This is a genomic window from Bradyrhizobium sp. 1 (genome assembly GCF_023073315.1).
In the GTDB taxonomy this organism is placed as follows: Bacteria; Pseudomonadota; Alphaproteobacteria; order Rhizobiales; family Xanthobacteraceae; genus Bradyrhizobium.
On record NZ_JADPJH010000002.1, the window covers coordinates 296,900 to 313,507 of the forward strand.

At 63.0% G+C, this 16,608-nt stretch carries 17 protein-coding genes; 5 read left to right on the top strand and 12 right to left on the bottom strand.

Translation table 11 applies throughout. The features are described from left to right. Positions 1-8: 8 nt before the first annotated feature. From IVB29_RS01285 to IVB29_RS01305, 5 genes are all read right to left on the bottom strand, one after another. Positions 9-1,181 (bottom strand): fumarylacetoacetate hydrolase family protein, encoded by a 1,173-nt coding sequence (locus IVB29_RS01285; RefSeq protein ID WP_247501574.1) that lies wholly within the window; start codon positions 1,179-1,181, stop codon positions 9-11. A gap of 78 nt (positions 1,182-1,259) precedes the next feature. Continuing rightward, positions 1,260-2,237: a HEAT repeat domain-containing protein gene (locus IVB29_RS01290; RefSeq protein WP_247501575.1), complete on the bottom strand. Its 978-nt coding sequence runs from the start codon at positions 2,235-2,237 to the stop codon at positions 1,260-1,262. A 2-nt stretch (positions 2,238-2,239) separates the two neighbouring features. Then, a complete protein-coding gene (locus IVB29_RS01295) occupies positions 2,240-2,473 on the bottom strand; it encodes a ferredoxin family protein (RefSeq protein WP_007593252.1) in 234 nt (77 codons plus the stop codon). 29 nt (positions 2,474-2,502) lie between these two features. After that, on the bottom strand, positions 2,503-4,245 hold the full coding sequence (locus IVB29_RS01300) for a fumarate reductase/succinate dehydrogenase flavoprotein subunit (RefSeq protein ID WP_247501576.1): 1,743 nt from the start codon (positions 4,243-4,245) through the stop codon (positions 2,503-2,505). Positions 4,246-4,348: 103 nt separating this feature from the next. After that, on the bottom strand, positions 4,349-5,122 hold the full coding sequence (locus IVB29_RS01305) for a ferredoxin--NADP reductase (RefSeq protein ID WP_247501577.1): 774 nt from the start codon (positions 5,120-5,122) through the stop codon (positions 4,349-4,351). 206 nt (positions 5,123-5,328) lie between these two features. On the opposite strand from IVB29_RS01305, the gene IVB29_RS01310 reads away from it, so the two are divergent. The 5 genes from IVB29_RS01310 to IVB29_RS01330 all read left to right on the top strand — a co-directional run bounded on the left by IVB29_RS01310 (position 5,329) and on the right by IVB29_RS01330 (position 9,964). Next, positions 5,329-5,625, top strand: coding sequence for a gamma-butyrobetaine hydroxylase-like domain-containing protein (locus IVB29_RS01310; protein WP_247501781.1), 297 nt, complete (start codon positions 5,329-5,331; stop codon positions 5,623-5,625). 222 nt (positions 5,626-5,847) lie between these two features. After that, complete coding sequence (locus IVB29_RS01315; protein ID WP_247501578.1) at positions 5,848-6,621, top strand: Crp/Fnr family transcriptional regulator; 774 nt, start codon at positions 5,848-5,850, stop codon at positions 6,619-6,621. A gap of 165 nt (positions 6,622-6,786) precedes the next feature. Then, positions 6,787-8,208 (top strand): ABC transporter substrate-binding protein, encoded by a 1,422-nt coding sequence (locus IVB29_RS01320; protein WP_247501579.1) that lies wholly within the window; start codon positions 6,787-6,789, stop codon positions 8,206-8,208. Then, complete coding sequence (locus IVB29_RS01325; protein ID WP_247501580.1) at positions 8,205-9,095, top strand: ABC transporter permease; 891 nt, start codon at positions 8,205-8,207, stop codon at positions 9,093-9,095. The genes IVB29_RS01320 and IVB29_RS01325 overlap by 4 nt, the downstream gene beginning before the upstream one ends. Continuing rightward, on the top strand, positions 9,092-9,964 hold the full coding sequence (locus IVB29_RS01330) for an ABC transporter ATP-binding protein (RefSeq protein ID WP_247501581.1): 873 nt from the start codon (positions 9,092-9,094) through the stop codon (positions 9,962-9,964). The genes IVB29_RS01325 and IVB29_RS01330 overlap by 4 nt, the downstream gene beginning before the upstream one ends. Positions 9,965-10,168: 204 nt before the next feature. On the opposite strand, the gene IVB29_RS01335 is transcribed toward IVB29_RS01330, so the two are convergent. The 7 genes from IVB29_RS01335 to IVB29_RS01365 all read right to left on the bottom strand — a co-directional run bounded on the left by IVB29_RS01335 (position 10,169) and on the right by IVB29_RS01365 (position 16,456). After that, positions 10,169-11,227: a putative sulfate exporter family transporter gene (locus IVB29_RS01335; protein WP_247501582.1), complete on the bottom strand. Its 1,059-nt coding sequence runs from the start codon at positions 11,225-11,227 to the stop codon at positions 10,169-10,171. Between the two features lie 111 nt (positions 11,228-11,338). Continuing rightward, positions 11,339-11,557, bottom strand: coding sequence for a hypothetical protein (locus IVB29_RS01340; protein WP_247501583.1), 219 nt, complete (start codon positions 11,555-11,557; stop codon positions 11,339-11,341). Positions 11,558-11,722: 165 nt separating this feature from the next. Beyond that, positions 11,723-12,436 carry an ABC transporter ATP-binding protein gene (locus tag IVB29_RS01345; protein WP_247501584.1) on the bottom strand — a complete coding sequence of 238 codons (714 nt, stop codon included), beginning with the start codon at positions 12,434-12,436 and terminating at the stop codon, positions 11,723-11,725. Continuing rightward, positions 12,433-13,188 carry an ABC transporter ATP-binding protein gene (locus IVB29_RS01350; RefSeq protein WP_247501585.1) on the bottom strand — a complete coding sequence of 252 codons (756 nt, stop codon included), beginning with the start codon at positions 13,186-13,188 and terminating at the stop codon, positions 12,433-12,435. The genes IVB29_RS01345 and IVB29_RS01350 overlap by 4 nt, the downstream gene beginning before the upstream one ends. 2 nt (positions 13,189-13,190) lie before the next feature. Next, entirely contained in the window at positions 13,191-14,210 is a 1,020-nt protein-coding gene (locus IVB29_RS01355; RefSeq protein WP_247501586.1) for a branched-chain amino acid ABC transporter permease, read from the bottom strand. Then, entirely contained in the window at positions 14,207-15,109 is a 903-nt protein-coding gene (locus tag IVB29_RS01360; protein ID WP_247501587.1) for a branched-chain amino acid ABC transporter permease, read from the bottom strand. Before IVB29_RS01360 ends, IVB29_RS01355 begins: the two co-directional genes overlap by 4 nt. Positions 15,110-15,196: 87 nt before the next feature. Further along, positions 15,197-16,456, bottom strand: coding sequence for an ABC transporter substrate-binding protein (locus IVB29_RS01365; protein WP_247501588.1), 1,260 nt, complete (start codon positions 16,454-16,456; stop codon positions 15,197-15,199). Positions 16,457-16,608: the final 152 nt, after the last annotated feature.

Genomic DNA, 16,608 nt, shown 5'->3' on the forward strand with positions numbered 1-16,608 from the left:
CGAAGAAATTAGATCACCTTCCGCTGCGCCAAATTCTTCATCAGCGCGCCGATGCCGAACGTCCAGGGCTCGCATTCGTCGCTGGTGCGCATGCGGTTGACGAGCTTGCCGAGCTGCGGCGCTGCGATCGTGACGATGTCGTCGCGCTTGTGGGTGAACCCCTGCCCCGGCGCATCGCGGTCCTTGACCGGTGCGAACATCGTGCCGAGGAACAGCACAAAACCGTCGGGATATTGATGCACCTTGCCGATCGTTTGCTCGACAAGGTCAGTCGGATCACGACTGATCATGCTGATCGAGGAATGGCCGTCGAGGACAAAGCCATCCGCGCCCTTCACGTTCAGGCTGATGTCGAGTTTTCGCGCGTCATCCAGCGTAAAACTGTCGTCGAACAGGCGCAGCAGCGGACCGATCGCGCAGGACGCGTTGTTGTCCTTGGCCTTCGACAGCAGCAGCGCCGAGCGTCCCTCGAAATCACGCAAATTGACGTCGTTGCCGAGCGCACCGCCGACGATCCTGCCGCGGCTCGACACGAACAGCACCAGCTCCGGCTCCGGATTGTTCCAGGTCGACTTCGGATGCAGCCCGGCATCCATGCCGGTGCCGACCGAGGACAAGGTCGGCGCCTTGGTGAAGACCTCGGCATCAGGACCGATGCCGACTTCGAGATACTGGCTCCAGGCGTTCTGGTCGATCAGCACCTGCTTCAGATGCATCGCCTGGTCCGAGCCCGGCTTGAGCTTTGACAGATCGTCGCCGATCAGCCGCGTCACTTCCTTGCGGATCGCTTCGGCCGAGGCCGGATTGCCTTTTGCGCGTTCCTCGATCACGCGCTCCAGCATTGAGATGGCGAAGGTGACGCCGGCGGCCTTCAAGGTCTGGAGATCGACCGGCGCGAGCAGCCACGGCTTTTTGGAGTCACGACCATCAGGTGCCGTATTGGCCACGATCGCGTCGAGATCGCCGATGCGCTCGCCCTTGGTCGCGGCAAGCGCCTTGGCGGGACTGTCCTCTTCGCAGAGTGCGCTGACAGTCGGAAATTTGGCCGTGACGTCGAAGACGCCGTCGGCGCGCACGGCGACCACGGCCGGGCCGTTTGCCTGCGGCAGCCAGACGCGCCCGACCAGCGTCCCCTTCGTTCCATCCTCGGGGAGAAGGTCTTTGGTTGTCAGTGTCGTCATGGCCGCGTCCTCGCTGTTTCTTGGCGAAGACCAATAAACGTCTGGTCCCGGAAGTCCAGAGCGGCAGGACGCCCTCGGCTATGCCCCTGCCCGCGCCTTGCGGGCCGCGATCTGCTGGAGCGCCCAGCGCGCGTTCTTGCGGACATCAGGATCGGCATCGTCGGCGATTACGGCCAGGAACGCCTCGCCATCGGGATGAGCGATCTCGCCAAGCGCGGCCGCCGCCTCCTTCCGCAAATTGGCCTGGTCGTGATTGACGCAATTGCCGATCGGGCGCACTGCGCGCTCGATCTTCATCTTGCCGAGGCTGCGGATTGCTTTCAATCGCACCTGCCAGAACTCGTCGGCAAGCGAGCCGACGAGTTGGTCGGCGGCGAGCGAACCATTGACGTTGAGGCCGAGCGTTTCCGCGGCCATCTCGCGGACCATCCAGTCGCTATCCTTCAGAGCGCGCGTGATCGTCTCGGCCGCCGGCTTCAGGTGCGAGAACGCCAGCGCGCTCACGGCAGCGCGGCGCACATGGGCGTCGGGATCGTTGATCAACGCGGTCAGCGCGGGGATGGATTCTTCCAGCTTGAGGAAGCCGATCACGCCGATCGCCTGCACGCGGACGGCGGCATCGGAGTCCTGGAGCGCTTCCAGTGCCGGCTTCAGCGTGTCCTTGCAGCGCAGCTCCTTGAGCGCGCGCAGTGCGCCCATGCGGACGAAGGCGTGGGCGTGTTTGACCAGCGGCAGAACGATCTCGGCACAGGCGGGATCCTTGAACTCGGCCATGCTGTCGGCCGCGGCAGATGCGACGATCCTTTCAGGATCGACCAGCAACTTCACCAGCGCGCTCGCCGCGTCCGGCCCATCGAACTCGCCGAGCGCCATCGCGACCTGCTGGCGCACGCCGGCATCGGGATCGGCAACCATGTTGGCGAGATGGGCGACGGCAGCGGGATCGCCGGAATGGCCGAGCGCGATGATGGCAACGCGGCGCTCGCCGGGATCGGCGGCCTGGAGCCGCTCGTCGGCGTCTTCGAGATCGTCGTAGGATTCGAACGGGCTCGACATGATCACCTCAAGAGATAGGGAATGTTGACGGTGACGGCGCCGGTCGGGCAATCGGCTTCGCAGGGCATGCAGTACCAGCACTCGTCATAGGCCATGTAGGCCTTGTTGGTCATGTCGCTGATGCGCAGCACGTCGAGCGGACAGACGTCGACGCAGACGGTGCAGCCCTTGTCGGCGATGCATTTGGCGTCGTCAACGACCACCGGAACCGATGTCTGATAGGACGCGAGAGGCATTTGATGTCTCCTGTTGCTTGTACGGTGGATCACGCGGTGGCGCGGATGCGCTGCTTGTCGTAGAGGTCCTTCTCGTCGTCGGCGATCGGCACGACGTAAGGCTCGACCGCGCGCTTCTCGCTGGTCATCTTGCCGTCCTGCTTGGAGAGCAGCGTGTGGCAGAACCAATTCTCGTTGTCCTTCTCCGGGAAATCCGTGCGCCAGTGATAAAGGCCCCAACGGCTCTCCTCGCGGTAGAGCGAGGCATGCACGGCCATGTCGGCGCAGTCCATGATCGACTGCACTTCGAGCGCGCGGAGCAGCTCGTGCGCGTTGCGGGCGATCATGTGTTCCTGCATGTCCTGCCGCGCTTCGGCAAGGCGGCGCATGCCGAGCTCGTATTTGCGCGTGACTTTTGGCGGCTGGAGATAATCGTTGACGAGGCGGCGGGTCTTGTACTCGACCTGGTTCGGCGGAATGCCGTCCTCGCGCTTGGTCGGCGCCATCACGCGGTCGCGCTCCACCGCGACATCGGCCGCATCGAACTCCGCAAAATCGTGATTGTCGGCGAATTCCATCGCGTCGACGCCGGCAACCGCGCCGTTGGTGAAGGCGCCCAGCATGTAATTGTGCGGCACGCTCGCCATGTCGCCGGCGGCGTACAGGCCGGGCACGGTGGTGCGGGCATTGTCGTCGACGAAGACGCCGGAGGCGCTGTGGCCGGAGCAGAAGCCGATCTCCGAGATATGCATCTCGATCGATTCTTTGCGGTAGTCGACCCCACGCCCCTGCTGGAACAGGCCGCGGGTGGGACGCTCCACCTTGTGCAGCGTCGTTTCGATTTCTTCGATGGTGTTCGGATGCAGATGCTTGAGCTGGAGGAACACCGGGCCCTTGCCTGAGAGAAGCTCGTTGTAAAACTCCAGCATCATCTGGCCGGACCAGTAGTCGCATTCGATGAAGCGCGAGCCCTCGTTGTTGGCAGTGAAGGCGCCGAAGGGACCGGCGACATAGGCGCAGGCCGGGCCGTTATAGTCCTTGATCAGCGGATTGATCTGGTAGCATTCGAGGTTCGCGAGCGCCGCGCCGGCGTGATAGGCCATCGCATAGCCGTCGCCGGAATTGGCGGCGTTCTCGTAGGTGCCGAACATGTAGCCGGAGGTCGGCAGGCCGAGCCGGCCGGCGGCACCCATGCACAGGATAACGGCCTTGGCCTTGATCACCAGCATTTCGGCGGTGCGGGTGTTGACCGAGATCGCGCCGGCGATGCGGCCGTCGGCGGATTTGAGCAGCCGCGTCGCCATGTAGCGGTTCGAGATCAGGATGCGGGCGCGGCGGAGCTGGCGATACAGCGCCTTCTTCACGGTCTCGCCGTTCGGCATCGGCAGAACGTAACTGCCGATATGATGCACCTTCTTGACCGCGTAGTCGCCGTTCTCGTTCTTCAGGAAGCGAATGCCGAAACTGTCGAGCTCCTCGACGATCTTGTAACAATTCTGCGCGTATTTATAGACCGCCTTCTGGTCGACGATGCCGTCATTGGCGATGGTGATTTCCTTGGTGTACTGCTCCGGCGTCGCATAGCCGGGGATGACGGCGTTGTTCAGCCCATCCATGCCCATCGAGATCGCGCCGGAGCGCTTGACGTTGGCCTTTTCGAGCAGGACGACGTTGGCCTTCGGGTTCTTCAGTTTTGCTTTCAGCGCCGCCATCGGGCCGGCGGTGCCGCCGCCGATCACCAGCACGTCGCAGGAAACCTCCGAAAGTCCGTCGACGATCTGATCTAGTGCCATCGCTTGCTCCTGGTCCGCCGAAAGGTCCGGCGCCTTTGCATCAGATTTGTTCAGGTGACGTCCCGGCGATAGCAATTAGTTGTCGCCGGGCAGCGATTTGGCCTCAGCGCTCGACAAAAGCCTTTTCGATGACGAAATGGCCGGGCTGGCTGTGATTGCCCTCGACAAAGCCGCGCGCGGAGAACATCGCGGGGAGTTCCTCCAGCATCGCCGGGCTGCCACACAGCATGATGCGGTCCGTCTCGATATCGAGGCCTGTTAGCCCGATATCGTCGAACATCTGGTTGGAGGCGATCAGATCGGTGATGCGACCACGATTTTTGAAGGGCTCGCGGGTGACGGTCGGGTAATAGACGAGCTTGTCGCGGATCAGGGGACCGAAGAATTCGTGATTGCGCAGGCCGTCGACGAGGTGCTCGCCATAAGCGAGCTCGGAGACCTGGCGGCAGCCATGGGCGAGCACGATGGTCTCGTAATTCTCGTAGACGTCGGGGTCCTTGATCAGGCTGGCGAACGGCGCGAGCCCCGTGCCGGTCGAGAGCAGCAGCAGGCGTTTGCCCGGAATGAGATTACCGGTGATCAGCGTGCCCGTCGCCTTGCGGCCGACCAGGATGATGTCGCCTTCCCTGATCTTCTGGAGCCGCGAGGTCAGCGGACCGTCCTGCACCTTGATCGAAAAGAACTCCAGCTCTTCCTCATGATTGGCGCTGGCCATGCTATAGGCCCGCATCAACGGCTTGCCCTCGACCTCAAGCCCGATCATCGCGAACTGGCCGTTCTGGAAGCGAAAGCCGGGATCGCGCGTCGCGGTGAAGCTGAACAAGGAATCGGTCCAGTGCCTGACCGACAAAACCGTTTCCTTTTGAAATGCGCTCATGGTCTCTCCTTGGCCCTCGATGACGCACAAGGTTTCGGAGAGAGGAGAGTCCGGCAATTCGGAAGTGAAATTCCCGGTCGATTAGTTTCACATTTCGCGGGCGGTGATGGAAGAGCAGGCAGTGCTGCCGCGTCCACGCTGGCAATTAGTTGCTATTCGTGCGCGCCCGCGACGGCGTAGAAAGAAATCGGAGGTTCGTCATGACCATGACCCTGGTGGCGCCGACCGTGGCCGAATATGAGACAAGCACCGATCTCGCGGCGCTCCTCGTGCGCACCACCGAGGGCGACGCGCTGAGCGTGCCCGCGGAACAACTCCGTCTCTCCTGTAAATGCGCCCACTGCACGCGCGCCCGCTTCGACGGCCGCTTCCCTGAAGCGTTTCCCGGCATCGCGATCACGGAGATCGGCGATCTCGGCTATGGGCTGAACATCTCGTTTTCGGATGGGCATAACCGGGGGATTTACCCGAAGCCGTATCTGTTGAGCTTGGCGGGGCGCTAGGCCTCAATCTCCCTGCACACTCCGCTGTCATTCCCCGCGCAGGCGGGAATCCAGTACGCCGTGGCCTCCCCGTATCCCATTGACGTCTCTGGAATACTGGATCGCCCGCCCCAGCGCGCAAGTGCGCGCAAGACGGGCGATGACACCGCGTGAGCGGCCCGCCCCCATCTGGCACGGACATTGCTCCTCTTTAGAACGATTTGAACGTTCCGGAGGCAGACGATGTTGCAGGCGGCGAATGCGGTTCGCGGGGCGGTTCCCCCGGCAGTCCGGCCTGCCGGCAGCTCCTCGCTGCTGCTTACCGAAAACCAGCAATGGATCGGCGGACCGCCACCGCTGATGGACAAGCTCACGGCGCGCGAGCGGGAGTTGGTGCTGAAGCAGGGCCGGCGAAAAGTGCTCAATCGCGGCCAGACGCTGTTCAGCCAGGGCGGCAAGCATGACGGTATCTGGCTGATCGAGAGCGGCCGCATTCGCGTGTTCTACACCTCGCCGCTCGGGCGCGAGATCACGCTGGCCTACTGGCATGTCGGCAATTTCGTCGGCGGACCCGAAGTGTTCGAGGGCACCGTGCATCAATGGTCCGGCGTCGCATCCAGCAATTGCAGCGTGGTGCACCTGCCCGGCAAGGAGCTGCGATCGCTTGCCGTGGAGATCCCCAACCTCGCGATCGGCCTGATCGAGGGCCTGACCTTCAAGGGCAAATGCTACTCGGCACTGGCCCAGATGCTGGGAACGCGCTCGATCACGCAGCGCCTCGCGCACCTCCTGCTGCACCTGGTCGATCTCTATGGTGTCGAAGACGCCGACGGCCGCGTGATCGCAGCCGCCTTCACTCATGCCGACATCGCCCACATGGTCGGCGCGACCCGGCAATGGGTCACGATCAGCCTGAAGCGCATGCAGGAGAAGGGGATCGTCGTCACTAAACGCTCGCAAATCGTGGTGTGCCGGACCGACGTGCTGGAGGAGATGCGCGGTCAGGGCGCCGACTAGGCGTGGTGCACAGGCAAGCGGCTTTATAGTGCAGGACTGCCCAAGGAGTATGCAATCAGCTTTTCCCGGCAACTAATCGACTGCGGCACTCATTCCGGATTTGCCCTGCCGGTGCCCTCACCCAATCATGGCAACCACAGCACATCCAACCGAATGAGGATGAGAATGGTCCGCCATCTTCCCACGCTCTCGATCGCGATGTCGGTGACATCGCTGGCGCTAATCCTCGCGCAGCCGGCCTCGGCGGAAACCGTCACCCTCGGCATCGGGACGCAGGACACCACCACCAACACGGTGACCGCCGGCGTCGTCATCCGCCAGCTCCATCTCCTCGAAAAATATCTGCCGAAGGACGGCAAATATTCCAACATCAAGTTCGAGCTGGAGTGGCAGAACTTCACGTCCGGTCCGCCCGTTACCAATGCGATGATGGCGAACAAGCTGCAGATCGGCATGATGGGCGACTACCCGCTGATCGTGAACGGCTTCACTTTCGACAGCAACCCCGAGAGCAAGAGCCGGCTGATCGGCATCGCCGCCTATAGCCTGTCCGGCTCCGGCAACGGCATCGTCGTTCACAAGGATTCGCCCTATTACGATCTCGCCGATCTCAAGGGCAAACTCGTCAGCGTGCCCTTCGGCTCCGCCGCGCACGGCATGGTGCTGAAAGCGATGCAGGACCGCGGCTACACGGCTGATTTCTTCCAGCTCGTCAGCCAGAGCCCGGAGGTCGGCTCGACCAACCTTCAGGAAAAGAAGATCGACGCGCATGCCGACTTCGTTCCTTTCGCCGAGCTGCTGCCGTTCCGCGGCTTCGCGCGGAAGATCTTTGACGGCGTCGAGACCAATCTGCCGACATTCCACGGCATCGTGGTCCGCACCGACTTCGCCGAGAAATATCCGGAGGTCGTCGTCGCCTATTTCAAGGCGTTGATCGCCGCCAACCAGTGGCTGCGTGACGATCCGAAACTTGCGGCCGAAAAAATCCAGGAATGGACCGGCATCAACAAGGAGGTCGTCTACATCTTCCTGGGCCCGAGCGGCAACATGACGACCGATCCCACGGTCAAGCCGGCGCTGATCGATGCGGCCGCAACCGACGTCAAGGTGCTGCAAAACCTCGGCCGCATGAAGGAGTTCGATCCCAAGAAGTGGGTCGACGACAGCTACATCCGCAAGGCCTATGCCGAGATGAAGCTCGACTATGACGCGCAGCTCGCGAGCACGAAAAATTACGAGATCTCCGGCGAGGATTCATTCTGCAAGAAGCCGATCACCGATCCGCGCAAGGCCGGCGAAGTCTGGGTGGATGCTTCGGGCATCATGCCGTTCTCGTCGGCCAGTTGCACGCTGGGCGCCTATGCCGACTTCAAGGCCAAGGGCAAGAAGATCAACGTCGCCTACGTCTTCGATACCATTCGCGGCATCAAGCTATTCGCCGACCAGGCCTTCTATGCGGTCGGCAATAGCGAAGTCGCACCGTTCCTGCTCAAGAAGGACGCAGAGGCTTATGCTGCCAAGATCAGCGGCAAAGTGCTCGGCTTCGACGACGCGGTGAAGGCGGCGGTCGGCGGAGGCAAGACGTGAGCAGCCCCGCCCTCGTCAGACATCCCGAAGACAGCATGCCGGCCATTGCAGAGGCGGCCCCCGCGCCCGCCGTTACGCCGCCTTCGTTCGGCACTGTTGCGCTGCGCTGGTATCGACTTAACCGAGGCGGCCTGCGCGCGATCGCAATCGGCATCATCTCGCTGCTCGCCTTCCTGCTGGTCTGGCACCTGCTCACGACCTATCGCGTCGTGTTCTTCGTGCGCTTCACCAACGTGCCTTCGCCACTTGCGGTCTACGCCAGCTTCACCAAGGCGATCCACGATCCCAAATTCCTGCTGCACATCGCGCTCAGCTGCCGGCGCATCATCTTCGGCTTCTCGCTTGCCGCCATCGTCGGCGTGCCACTCGGCCTGATCATGGGCCGCTTCAAGCTGGTGCACGAGATCGTTTTCCCCGTGGCGGAAGTGCTGCGGCCGATCCCGGCCATCGCCTGGGTGCCGATGGCGATCATGCTGTGGCCGACCAACGAACAGAGCATCGTCTTCATCACCTTCCTCGGCTCGTTCTTCCCGATTCTCATCAATACGCTGCACGGCATGTCGCTGGTCGACCCCGTGCTGGTGCGCGCCGCGCAATGTCTCGGTGCACGCGAGCGCTCGATCTTCCGCGAGGTGTATTTTCCGGCCTCGCTGCCGCACATCTTCACCGGCCTCACCGTCGGCATGGGCGTCGCATGGGTGTCGCTGATCGCCGCCGAGATGATCTCCGGCCAATACGGCATCGGTTATTTCACCTGGGAAGCCTATTCGCTGGTCCAGTATGCCGACATCGCGCTCGGCATGATCGCGATCGGCGTGCTCGGCCTCGGATCGAGCCTGTTGATCCGGGGCGCGGGGCAGTTGGTGATGCCGTGGAGGCTGAAATGAACGAGATCCTGACCAAAGCACCGCAGGGCCATATCGACGTCAGGAATTTCTCCCTGAGCTATGACAGCATCGAGGGACCGGTCGAAGCCGTCACCGACACGCAGATCCATGTAAAGCCCGGCGAGTTCGTCTCGATCGTCGGCCCCTCCGGCTGCGGAAAATCGACGCTGCTCAATGCGGTCGCCGGCTTCCTCAAGCCAACCACCGGCATCGTCACCGTCGACGGCGAGCGCGTGAACGGCCCCAGTGCCGAACGCGGCATGGTGTTCCAGCAATATTCGCTGTTTCCCTGGAAAACGGTGCGGGAGAATGTCGAGTTCGGCCTGAAGATGCGTGGCATGCCGCGCTCGCAGCGCGAACGCGCCGCGCGGACGCTGCTGGGACTCGCGGGCCTCGAAGCCTTCGAGAAGCATTATCCGGAAAAGCTGTCCGGCGGCATGAAGCAGCGGGTCGGCATCGTCCGCGCACTGGCGACGGGACCGAAAGTGCTGCTGCTGGACGAGCCGTTCGGTGCGCTCGACGCACAGACGCGCGTCATCATGCAGCAGATCCTCACCAACATGTGGCAGCGGCTGAAAATCTCGGTGCTGTTCGTCACCCACGACATCGACGAAGCGATCTTCCTTTCCGACCGCGTCTACTGCATGACCGCGCGTCCCGGCTCCATCAAGGCGGAAATCCCGATCCCGCTGGAGCGGCCGCGGCAGCAATCAATGATGATGTCGTCGGAGTTCCTGGCCCTGCGCCGCGGGCTGATGTCGCTGATCCGCGAGGAAAGCCTGAAGGCGATGGGCGGCGAGCTCAACGACATGGGCCTGCAGGGACTGAACATCGAGCTGCACGGCCATTCGCTGGCGGATGTGATTTAGAATCACTCTCGACGCTGGCGCTCTTACTTCCCTTCTCCCCTTGTGGGAGAAGGTGGCTTGCCGAAGGCAAGGCGGATGAGGGGTTGCTTCCGCCAGCTCGCCTCTCACAGTTCGGGCTCGTGGATAGAACCCCTCATCCGGCGCTTCGCGCCACCCTCCCCCACAAGGGGAGAAGGAAGAGGCTTTCGCGGCTGCAGCTCTATCTTACTTGAACCAGTGCACCAGTGCGATGCTGATGCCGAGCAGCAGCATCAGGGACAGCGTCACGGCCGCCGTCACCCTGCCGCCGACATTCGCCAGCACCTTCACGTCAACGCCGAGGCCAAGAGCCGCCATCGACACGACGGTGAGGAAACCCGTGATCCGCGTGATCGGAGCCACCACTGTTGCGGGCACGATCTCGAGGGAGCGCAGCGTCGCCAGCGCGAGGAAGCCGAGGATGAACCAGGGGACCAGGCGGAAGAAGCCGACATTGGTCTTCTTGGCGCCGCTCTGCCAGCGCGAGGCCGTCAGCGAGAGGCCGACGACGACCGGACCGAGCATCAGCACGCGCATCAGTTTTACGAGCGTACCGATTTGGGTGGAGATCAGACCCGCCGGCACCGTCGCCGCGAGCACCTGAGGCACCGCGTAGACGGTGAGCCCCGCGAGGATGCCGTATTGCGTGGCCGACAATTGAAGGAGCGGGATCAGCAGCGGCAGGCCCAGCACCATCATCACGCCGAGGATCGCGGTGAAGGAGATCGACGAGGCGATCTCGTCGTTGTTGGCGCCGATGATCGGGGCTACGGCGGCGATCGCTGAATTGCCGCAGATGGAGTTGCCGCAGGCGATCAGGATTGACAATCGCGTCGAGAGCCCGAGCAGGCGGCTAAGGCCGAAAGAGGCGCTGAGCGCAATCACGACGACCGCGGCGATCGACGCCAGTAGCGCGATGCCCGACGCGGCGATGGCGGCAAAGCTGATCGAGGCCCCCAGCAGCATCACCGCGACCTCGAGCAGCTGTTTGGCGCTGAAGGCGATGCCGGCCTGCCAGCGCGGCGCGGGTTTCCAGAAGCTGCGCAGAGCCATTCCGAGCAGGATGGCCATCACCAGCGCCTCGACATAGGGGTGCTCGAAAACGCCCAATTCCGCCCGTTCGAGCAGGGCCGAGACGCCCGCGACGGCGATGCAGAGGAGGATGCCGGGAACAAGCCCGATGATACGGCTGATTGCCGTGGCCGGCTTGGAATCGGCCGGGCTGGATGCTTGATTCTGCGACACAAATTTCTCCCAGAGGAGAAAGATTTATACGCAGCGATGTCCGATTGGGGAATAAGTTTTCGGCATATCAGGGCCGAGAGAAGTTCTGTGCTCGGCCCGGAATAATCGGGGTCAGAAGATCAGGCCTTTGGCCAGCGAGGCGACGCGGCTGAAGCCGTCATAGATGCCCGGCTCGAAGAAGGCGGCGCGCGCGATCACGATGCCTGCCACCAGCGACCAGAACACCGTGGTGCCGGCCCGCAGCAGGAGCTTCGAGGCGCGCGATTTCGGCTGGGTGTCCGTTGCGGACACCAGCTGCTCGCCGAAGGGTTCAAATCCAGTGCGTTCCATGGCCGTGCCAATCCATCAAATTCTGAATGGAATGTCGTCGTTTCGACCCAAAACGGCAATGGAAGCGATTGGCGTTTTTGGCCCATGGCGGGGAAACTCCTTCCGCCTGATACCCCCGAGGCAATGGTTTTCTTCTTTTGACCGGTTTGGCGGTCCGGGGGCGGGCTAAAGCGCCAGATAACGACGGCGAATGGCGTCGTTGGCCTTCAGCTCGTCGATTCCGGCGGCATACACGATCTGGCCCTTGTCGATGACCGTGGCGTGGCTCGCCAGCCCCAGGCAGAAATGCATGTTCTGCTCGGCAATCAGCACGGTCGAACCGAGCTGACGGAGCTGCCGCAGCAGCTCGCCGATCCGCTGCACGATGATCGGCGCGAGCCCTTCGCTCGGCTCATCCAGCAGCAGCAGTGCGGGATTGCCCATCAGCGTGCGCGCGATCGCGAGCATCTGCTGCTCGCCGCCGGAGAGGCGTCCGGCGATGCGATGGCGCAGCGGCTCAAGGAGCGGGAAGACCTCGTAAATACGCTTGATGGACCATTCGTCCTGTCCATCCGGCCCCTTCTTCTTGCCGATGACGAGATTGTCCTCGACCGTGTGCTCGGGAAAGATCTGGCGGTCCTCCGGCACGAAGCCGAGACCGGCGCGCGCGATGTGGTGAGGCTTCCGACCGGAGATCACCGCGCCGCGCAGGCTCACCCTGCCCCGCCGCGGCGGCGCCAGCCCCATGATCGCTTTCATCGTCGTCGACTTGCCGGCACCGTTGCGACCCAAGAGCGCCATGGTCTCACCCTGCCGCACGGAGAGGCCGACGCCGAACAGGATCTGACTGGTGCCATAGTAGACGTCGAGATCGGCGACTTCGATGATGGCTGCACTCATGCGGCGGCTCCCGCATGTTCGGTGCCGAGATAGGCGTCGATCACCGCGCTGTTGCTGCGGATCTCGTCGGGCGTACCGGTTGCGAGGATCCGGCCATAGCAGAGCACGACGATTTTTGGGGCGATCTTGAACACGATGTCCATGTCATGTTCGATGAAGACGACGGTGATTTTTTGCGTCTCCCAGAGCTCGCGCACCTTGTCGATCATGCGCCAGCGTTCTTCCGGACCCATGCCGGCGGTCGGCTCGTCCAGCAGCAGCACTTTTGGTTCAAGCACCAGCGCGAGCGCGATATCGAGCAGCTTCTGGTCGCCATGCGACAGCGTTGCGGCCGTGCGATGGCGCTTACTGGCCAAGCTCAACAGCTCCATCACATGCTCGGCGCGGTCGCGCGTCTCGGGCAATGGAAAGCGCTTATGCAGCACGGCCGATGAGCGCTGGTCGGCGCTGACGGCGGCCAGCATCGTTTCCTGCACCGTGAGCGATTTGAAGATGCTGGCCACCTGAAAAGCGCGGCCGATGCCGTGACGCACGATTTCCGGCGGCGAGCGGCCGGCGAGATCGACGCCGTCGAGCAACACTTGACCTGAATCCGGTTTCAACGCCCCTGTGATCAGGTTGAAGAACGTGCTCTTGCCGGCGCCGTTCGGGCCGATCACCGCGGTCAGCGAGCCGTCGGGAAAGTCCAGCGAGACGTCGTTGGTCGCCTTCACGCCACCGAAGGATTTTGCGAGATTGCGGATTTCGAGCATGGCTAGCGCCCCTCGCCTGCGTCGCGCCGGTGCGTGTACCATTCGGCGACGAAATCGAGCAGGCCTTTGCGCAGGCCCAGCGCGAAGAACAGGATGACTACGCCGAGCACGATGCCGTGGTATTCGGTGAAACGCGTGACGGTGTCGTTGAGCAACAGCAGCAGCACGGTGCCGACCATCGGCCCGAGGAATGTCGAGACGCCGCCGAGCATGTTGATGAAGATGCCCTCGCCCGAGATGGTCCAATAGGCGAATTCGGGATAGGCGCCGGAGACGAACAGGGCCATCACCATGCCGCCCATCGAAGCGAACAGCGCCGCCAGCACGAACACCGTGAGTTTTGCACGCCAGACGTCGATGCCGAGGAAGCTCGCACGCGCGGCGTTGTCGCGGATCATGCGCAAGGTGTAGCCAAACGGCGATTGCGCGATCTGGCGCATCGCGAGCAGGCCGAGGATCAAAAGCGCGCAGCTCGCGACATAGAGATGGACGTGGTTGGCGAGATCAATGCCGAGGAAAACGGGGCGCGGAATGCCGCCACGCAGGCCCTGGTCGCCGCCGGTGAAGGAGGCCCAGGACAAAATGGTCGAGTGGATCAGCATCTGGAAGGCCAGCGTGACGAAGGCGAAATAGATGTCCTTCAGCCGCACGCAGATCGCGCCGATCACGGCCGCGATGACCGCCGTGATCGCCAGCGTCGCGACGAAAGCCACGGGAATGGGCACGCCGAGCTTCTGCATGATCAGGCCAAAGCTGTAGGCGCCGAGGCCGAAGAACATGCCGTGGCCGAACGAGGTCAGCCCGGTGTAGCCGACCAGTAAATTGAGCGAGGTCGCGAATAGGCCATAGGCCGAGCAGCGAATGACGAAATCCAGCAGCGCCTCGCTGCCGGTGAACATCGGTAAGCTCGCCAGCACGGCGAAGGCGATCAGCGCGATCAGGACGTCGCGATAGCGTTGCAGCGCCGCGCCGCTGCGCACCGGCAGCAGCGCTTGCGCGCGTCCGGCCTCGAGTTCGGTCATGCCGCCTCCTTGCCGAACAGGCCAGTGGGCTTTGAGACCAGCACGATCACCATGAACAGATACATCAGGCCTTCCGTGAACAGCGGAAAGCCGAGCGAGCCGAACGAGCGGATCAGCCCGATCAACAACGCGCCGACCAGCGCACCAACAATCGAGCCCATGCCGCCGATCACGGTGACGATGAAGGACTCAATGAGGACCGAAAATCCCATGCCAGGTGTCAGCGAGCGCACGGGGGCGGCAAGCGCACCGGCCAGTCCCGCCAGCATGCCGCCGAGCGCGAACACGCCGCCGTAGATCAGGCCGGTGTTGATGCCGAGCGCAGAGACCATGCCGGGATTGTGTGCGGCAGCGCGGATCACCTTGCCGATGCGGCTGCGCGACAATCCGATGCCGAGCACGATCGCCGCGACAAGCGCGACGCCGATCAGCAGCAGATAATAAGGCGGCACCACGCCGCCGGCGATGAACAGCGGCATCACCTGGAACGCCGCCGGCATGCCCATAGACTTGAATTCAGGTCCCCAGATCAGCCGCACCACGTCGTCGAAGATCAGCACGAAAGCGTAGCAGACGAGGAGCTGCATCAAGACGTCGGCGCCATAGACGCGGCTCATGAAGACGCGCTCGAAGATCAGGCCGAGGATCGCGGTGCCCGCCGCGCCCGCCAGCATCGCGAGCGCAAAGCTCTCGGTGAGGTGATAGGTCGTCATCGCGAAATAGGCGCCGAACATATAGAAAGCGCCGTGGCTGAAATTGACGATCTTGAGCACGCCAAAAATCAGCGTCAGCCCGACCGCCACTAAAAACAGCAGCATGCCGATGATGAGGCCGCTGGTGGTTTGCGTCACCAGGCAGGCGGAGCTGGTGAGGCAGCCGGTGAGCGCGTCGAGATCCACGGGAGCACTTTCATTGTCGTGCGCCTGACGCGGCGCTGTAAGCCAAATGAAGGCGGAGGCGGTTGCCCATCTCCGCCCTACGCGTGATCAGGTGTAGCCCTTGCTCTTCTTCCACTCGGCCTCGAGCTCGAAGATCGTCTTCCAGTCGCCGGCCTTGACCTCGGGCACATAAGGCTCCTGCGGGATCGTGGTGCCCCAGCCGATGGCGTAGCCGACCAGCGTGTGATCGTCGCCGCGCATCGTCACCGTGCCGTCGGCGCCGAACGGGCACTTGATGGTGAGGCCGGCCAGCACCTCCGCGATCTTCTTGCCGTCGGTCGAGTTCGCCTTCTTGGCGGCTTCAGCGAGGAACATCACCGCGGTCGCGTTCTGCCACGACCAGTTGGTCGGATATTCGTTGTACTTGGCCTTGTAGGCATCGCCCCAGGCGGCGTTCTCCGGCGTGGACGGATAGGTCTTGATGTAGCGGTTGCCGGAGTGGATGCCCTTGGGCAGGTTCTTCACCACAGTGAGCGCGGTGTAGTCGGCCATGTTGACCGCGAACACCTCCATCTGGGCGAACATCGCGTAGATGTTGGCCTGGTCGATATAGGAGGTGAGATCGCCGCCCCACAGACACGAATACAGCGCCTGCGGCTTCGCTTGCAGGATCTTCGTCACGACTTCGGTGTAATCGGGCTGGAACAGCTTTGGCCAGGACTCGCTGATCACCTCGACATCGGGTGCGAAGCGCTTCAGGTACAGCGTGAACTCGCCGGTGGTGTCGCGGCCATAGGCGTAATCCGGCGAGCAGGTCGCCCATTTCTTCAGGCCCTTGGCCTTGGCAATGCCGGCCGCGTAGCTGCCGCCGACGATGGAATCGTGAATGCCCTGACGGACGCAGCGGAACGCGTTCGGAATGTGCTGCTTCGGATCGGCCGTGAGCGAGGAGGCTTCTGAGTTGGTGTGAATACAGAGCACGCCGAGATCGCGCGCGACCTCGTGCACCGCGAACGATCCGGACGACGCCTCGCCGTCGAGCAGCAGCTCGCAGCCGTCGGTATTGACGAGTTCGCGCGCGACGCGAGCGGCTTCCTGCGGCGCGCCCTTGGAGTCGCGGACCACCATCTCGATCTGTCGGCCGGCAAGACCGCCGGCCGCGTTGACCTTGTCGACCTCGAGCATCACCGCATTGCGCGACGACGTGCCGAGTTGCGCGACGCGGCCCGACAAAATCGTCGGCATGCCGATCTTGACGGTCTTGGCTTGCGCGCGCGCCACCCACGGCGCGGCAACACTCATCGCACCGGCGCCCATCAGCGCCAATGTTGAACGGCGGCTGATGCCCGGCGTGCGGGTTCTCGTCATTTTCCCCTCCCTTTGTCGGGTCGGCGTTCCAGTCCCTTGCCGGAGATCGTCGCGTCTCCGTGGCTCCAAGGATTTCAGAGGCAGGGGGTGACGTCAAGCCAAACATGAATTATGAGTCATTATTCATCCAGGAGGAAACGAGGCCGGCAATC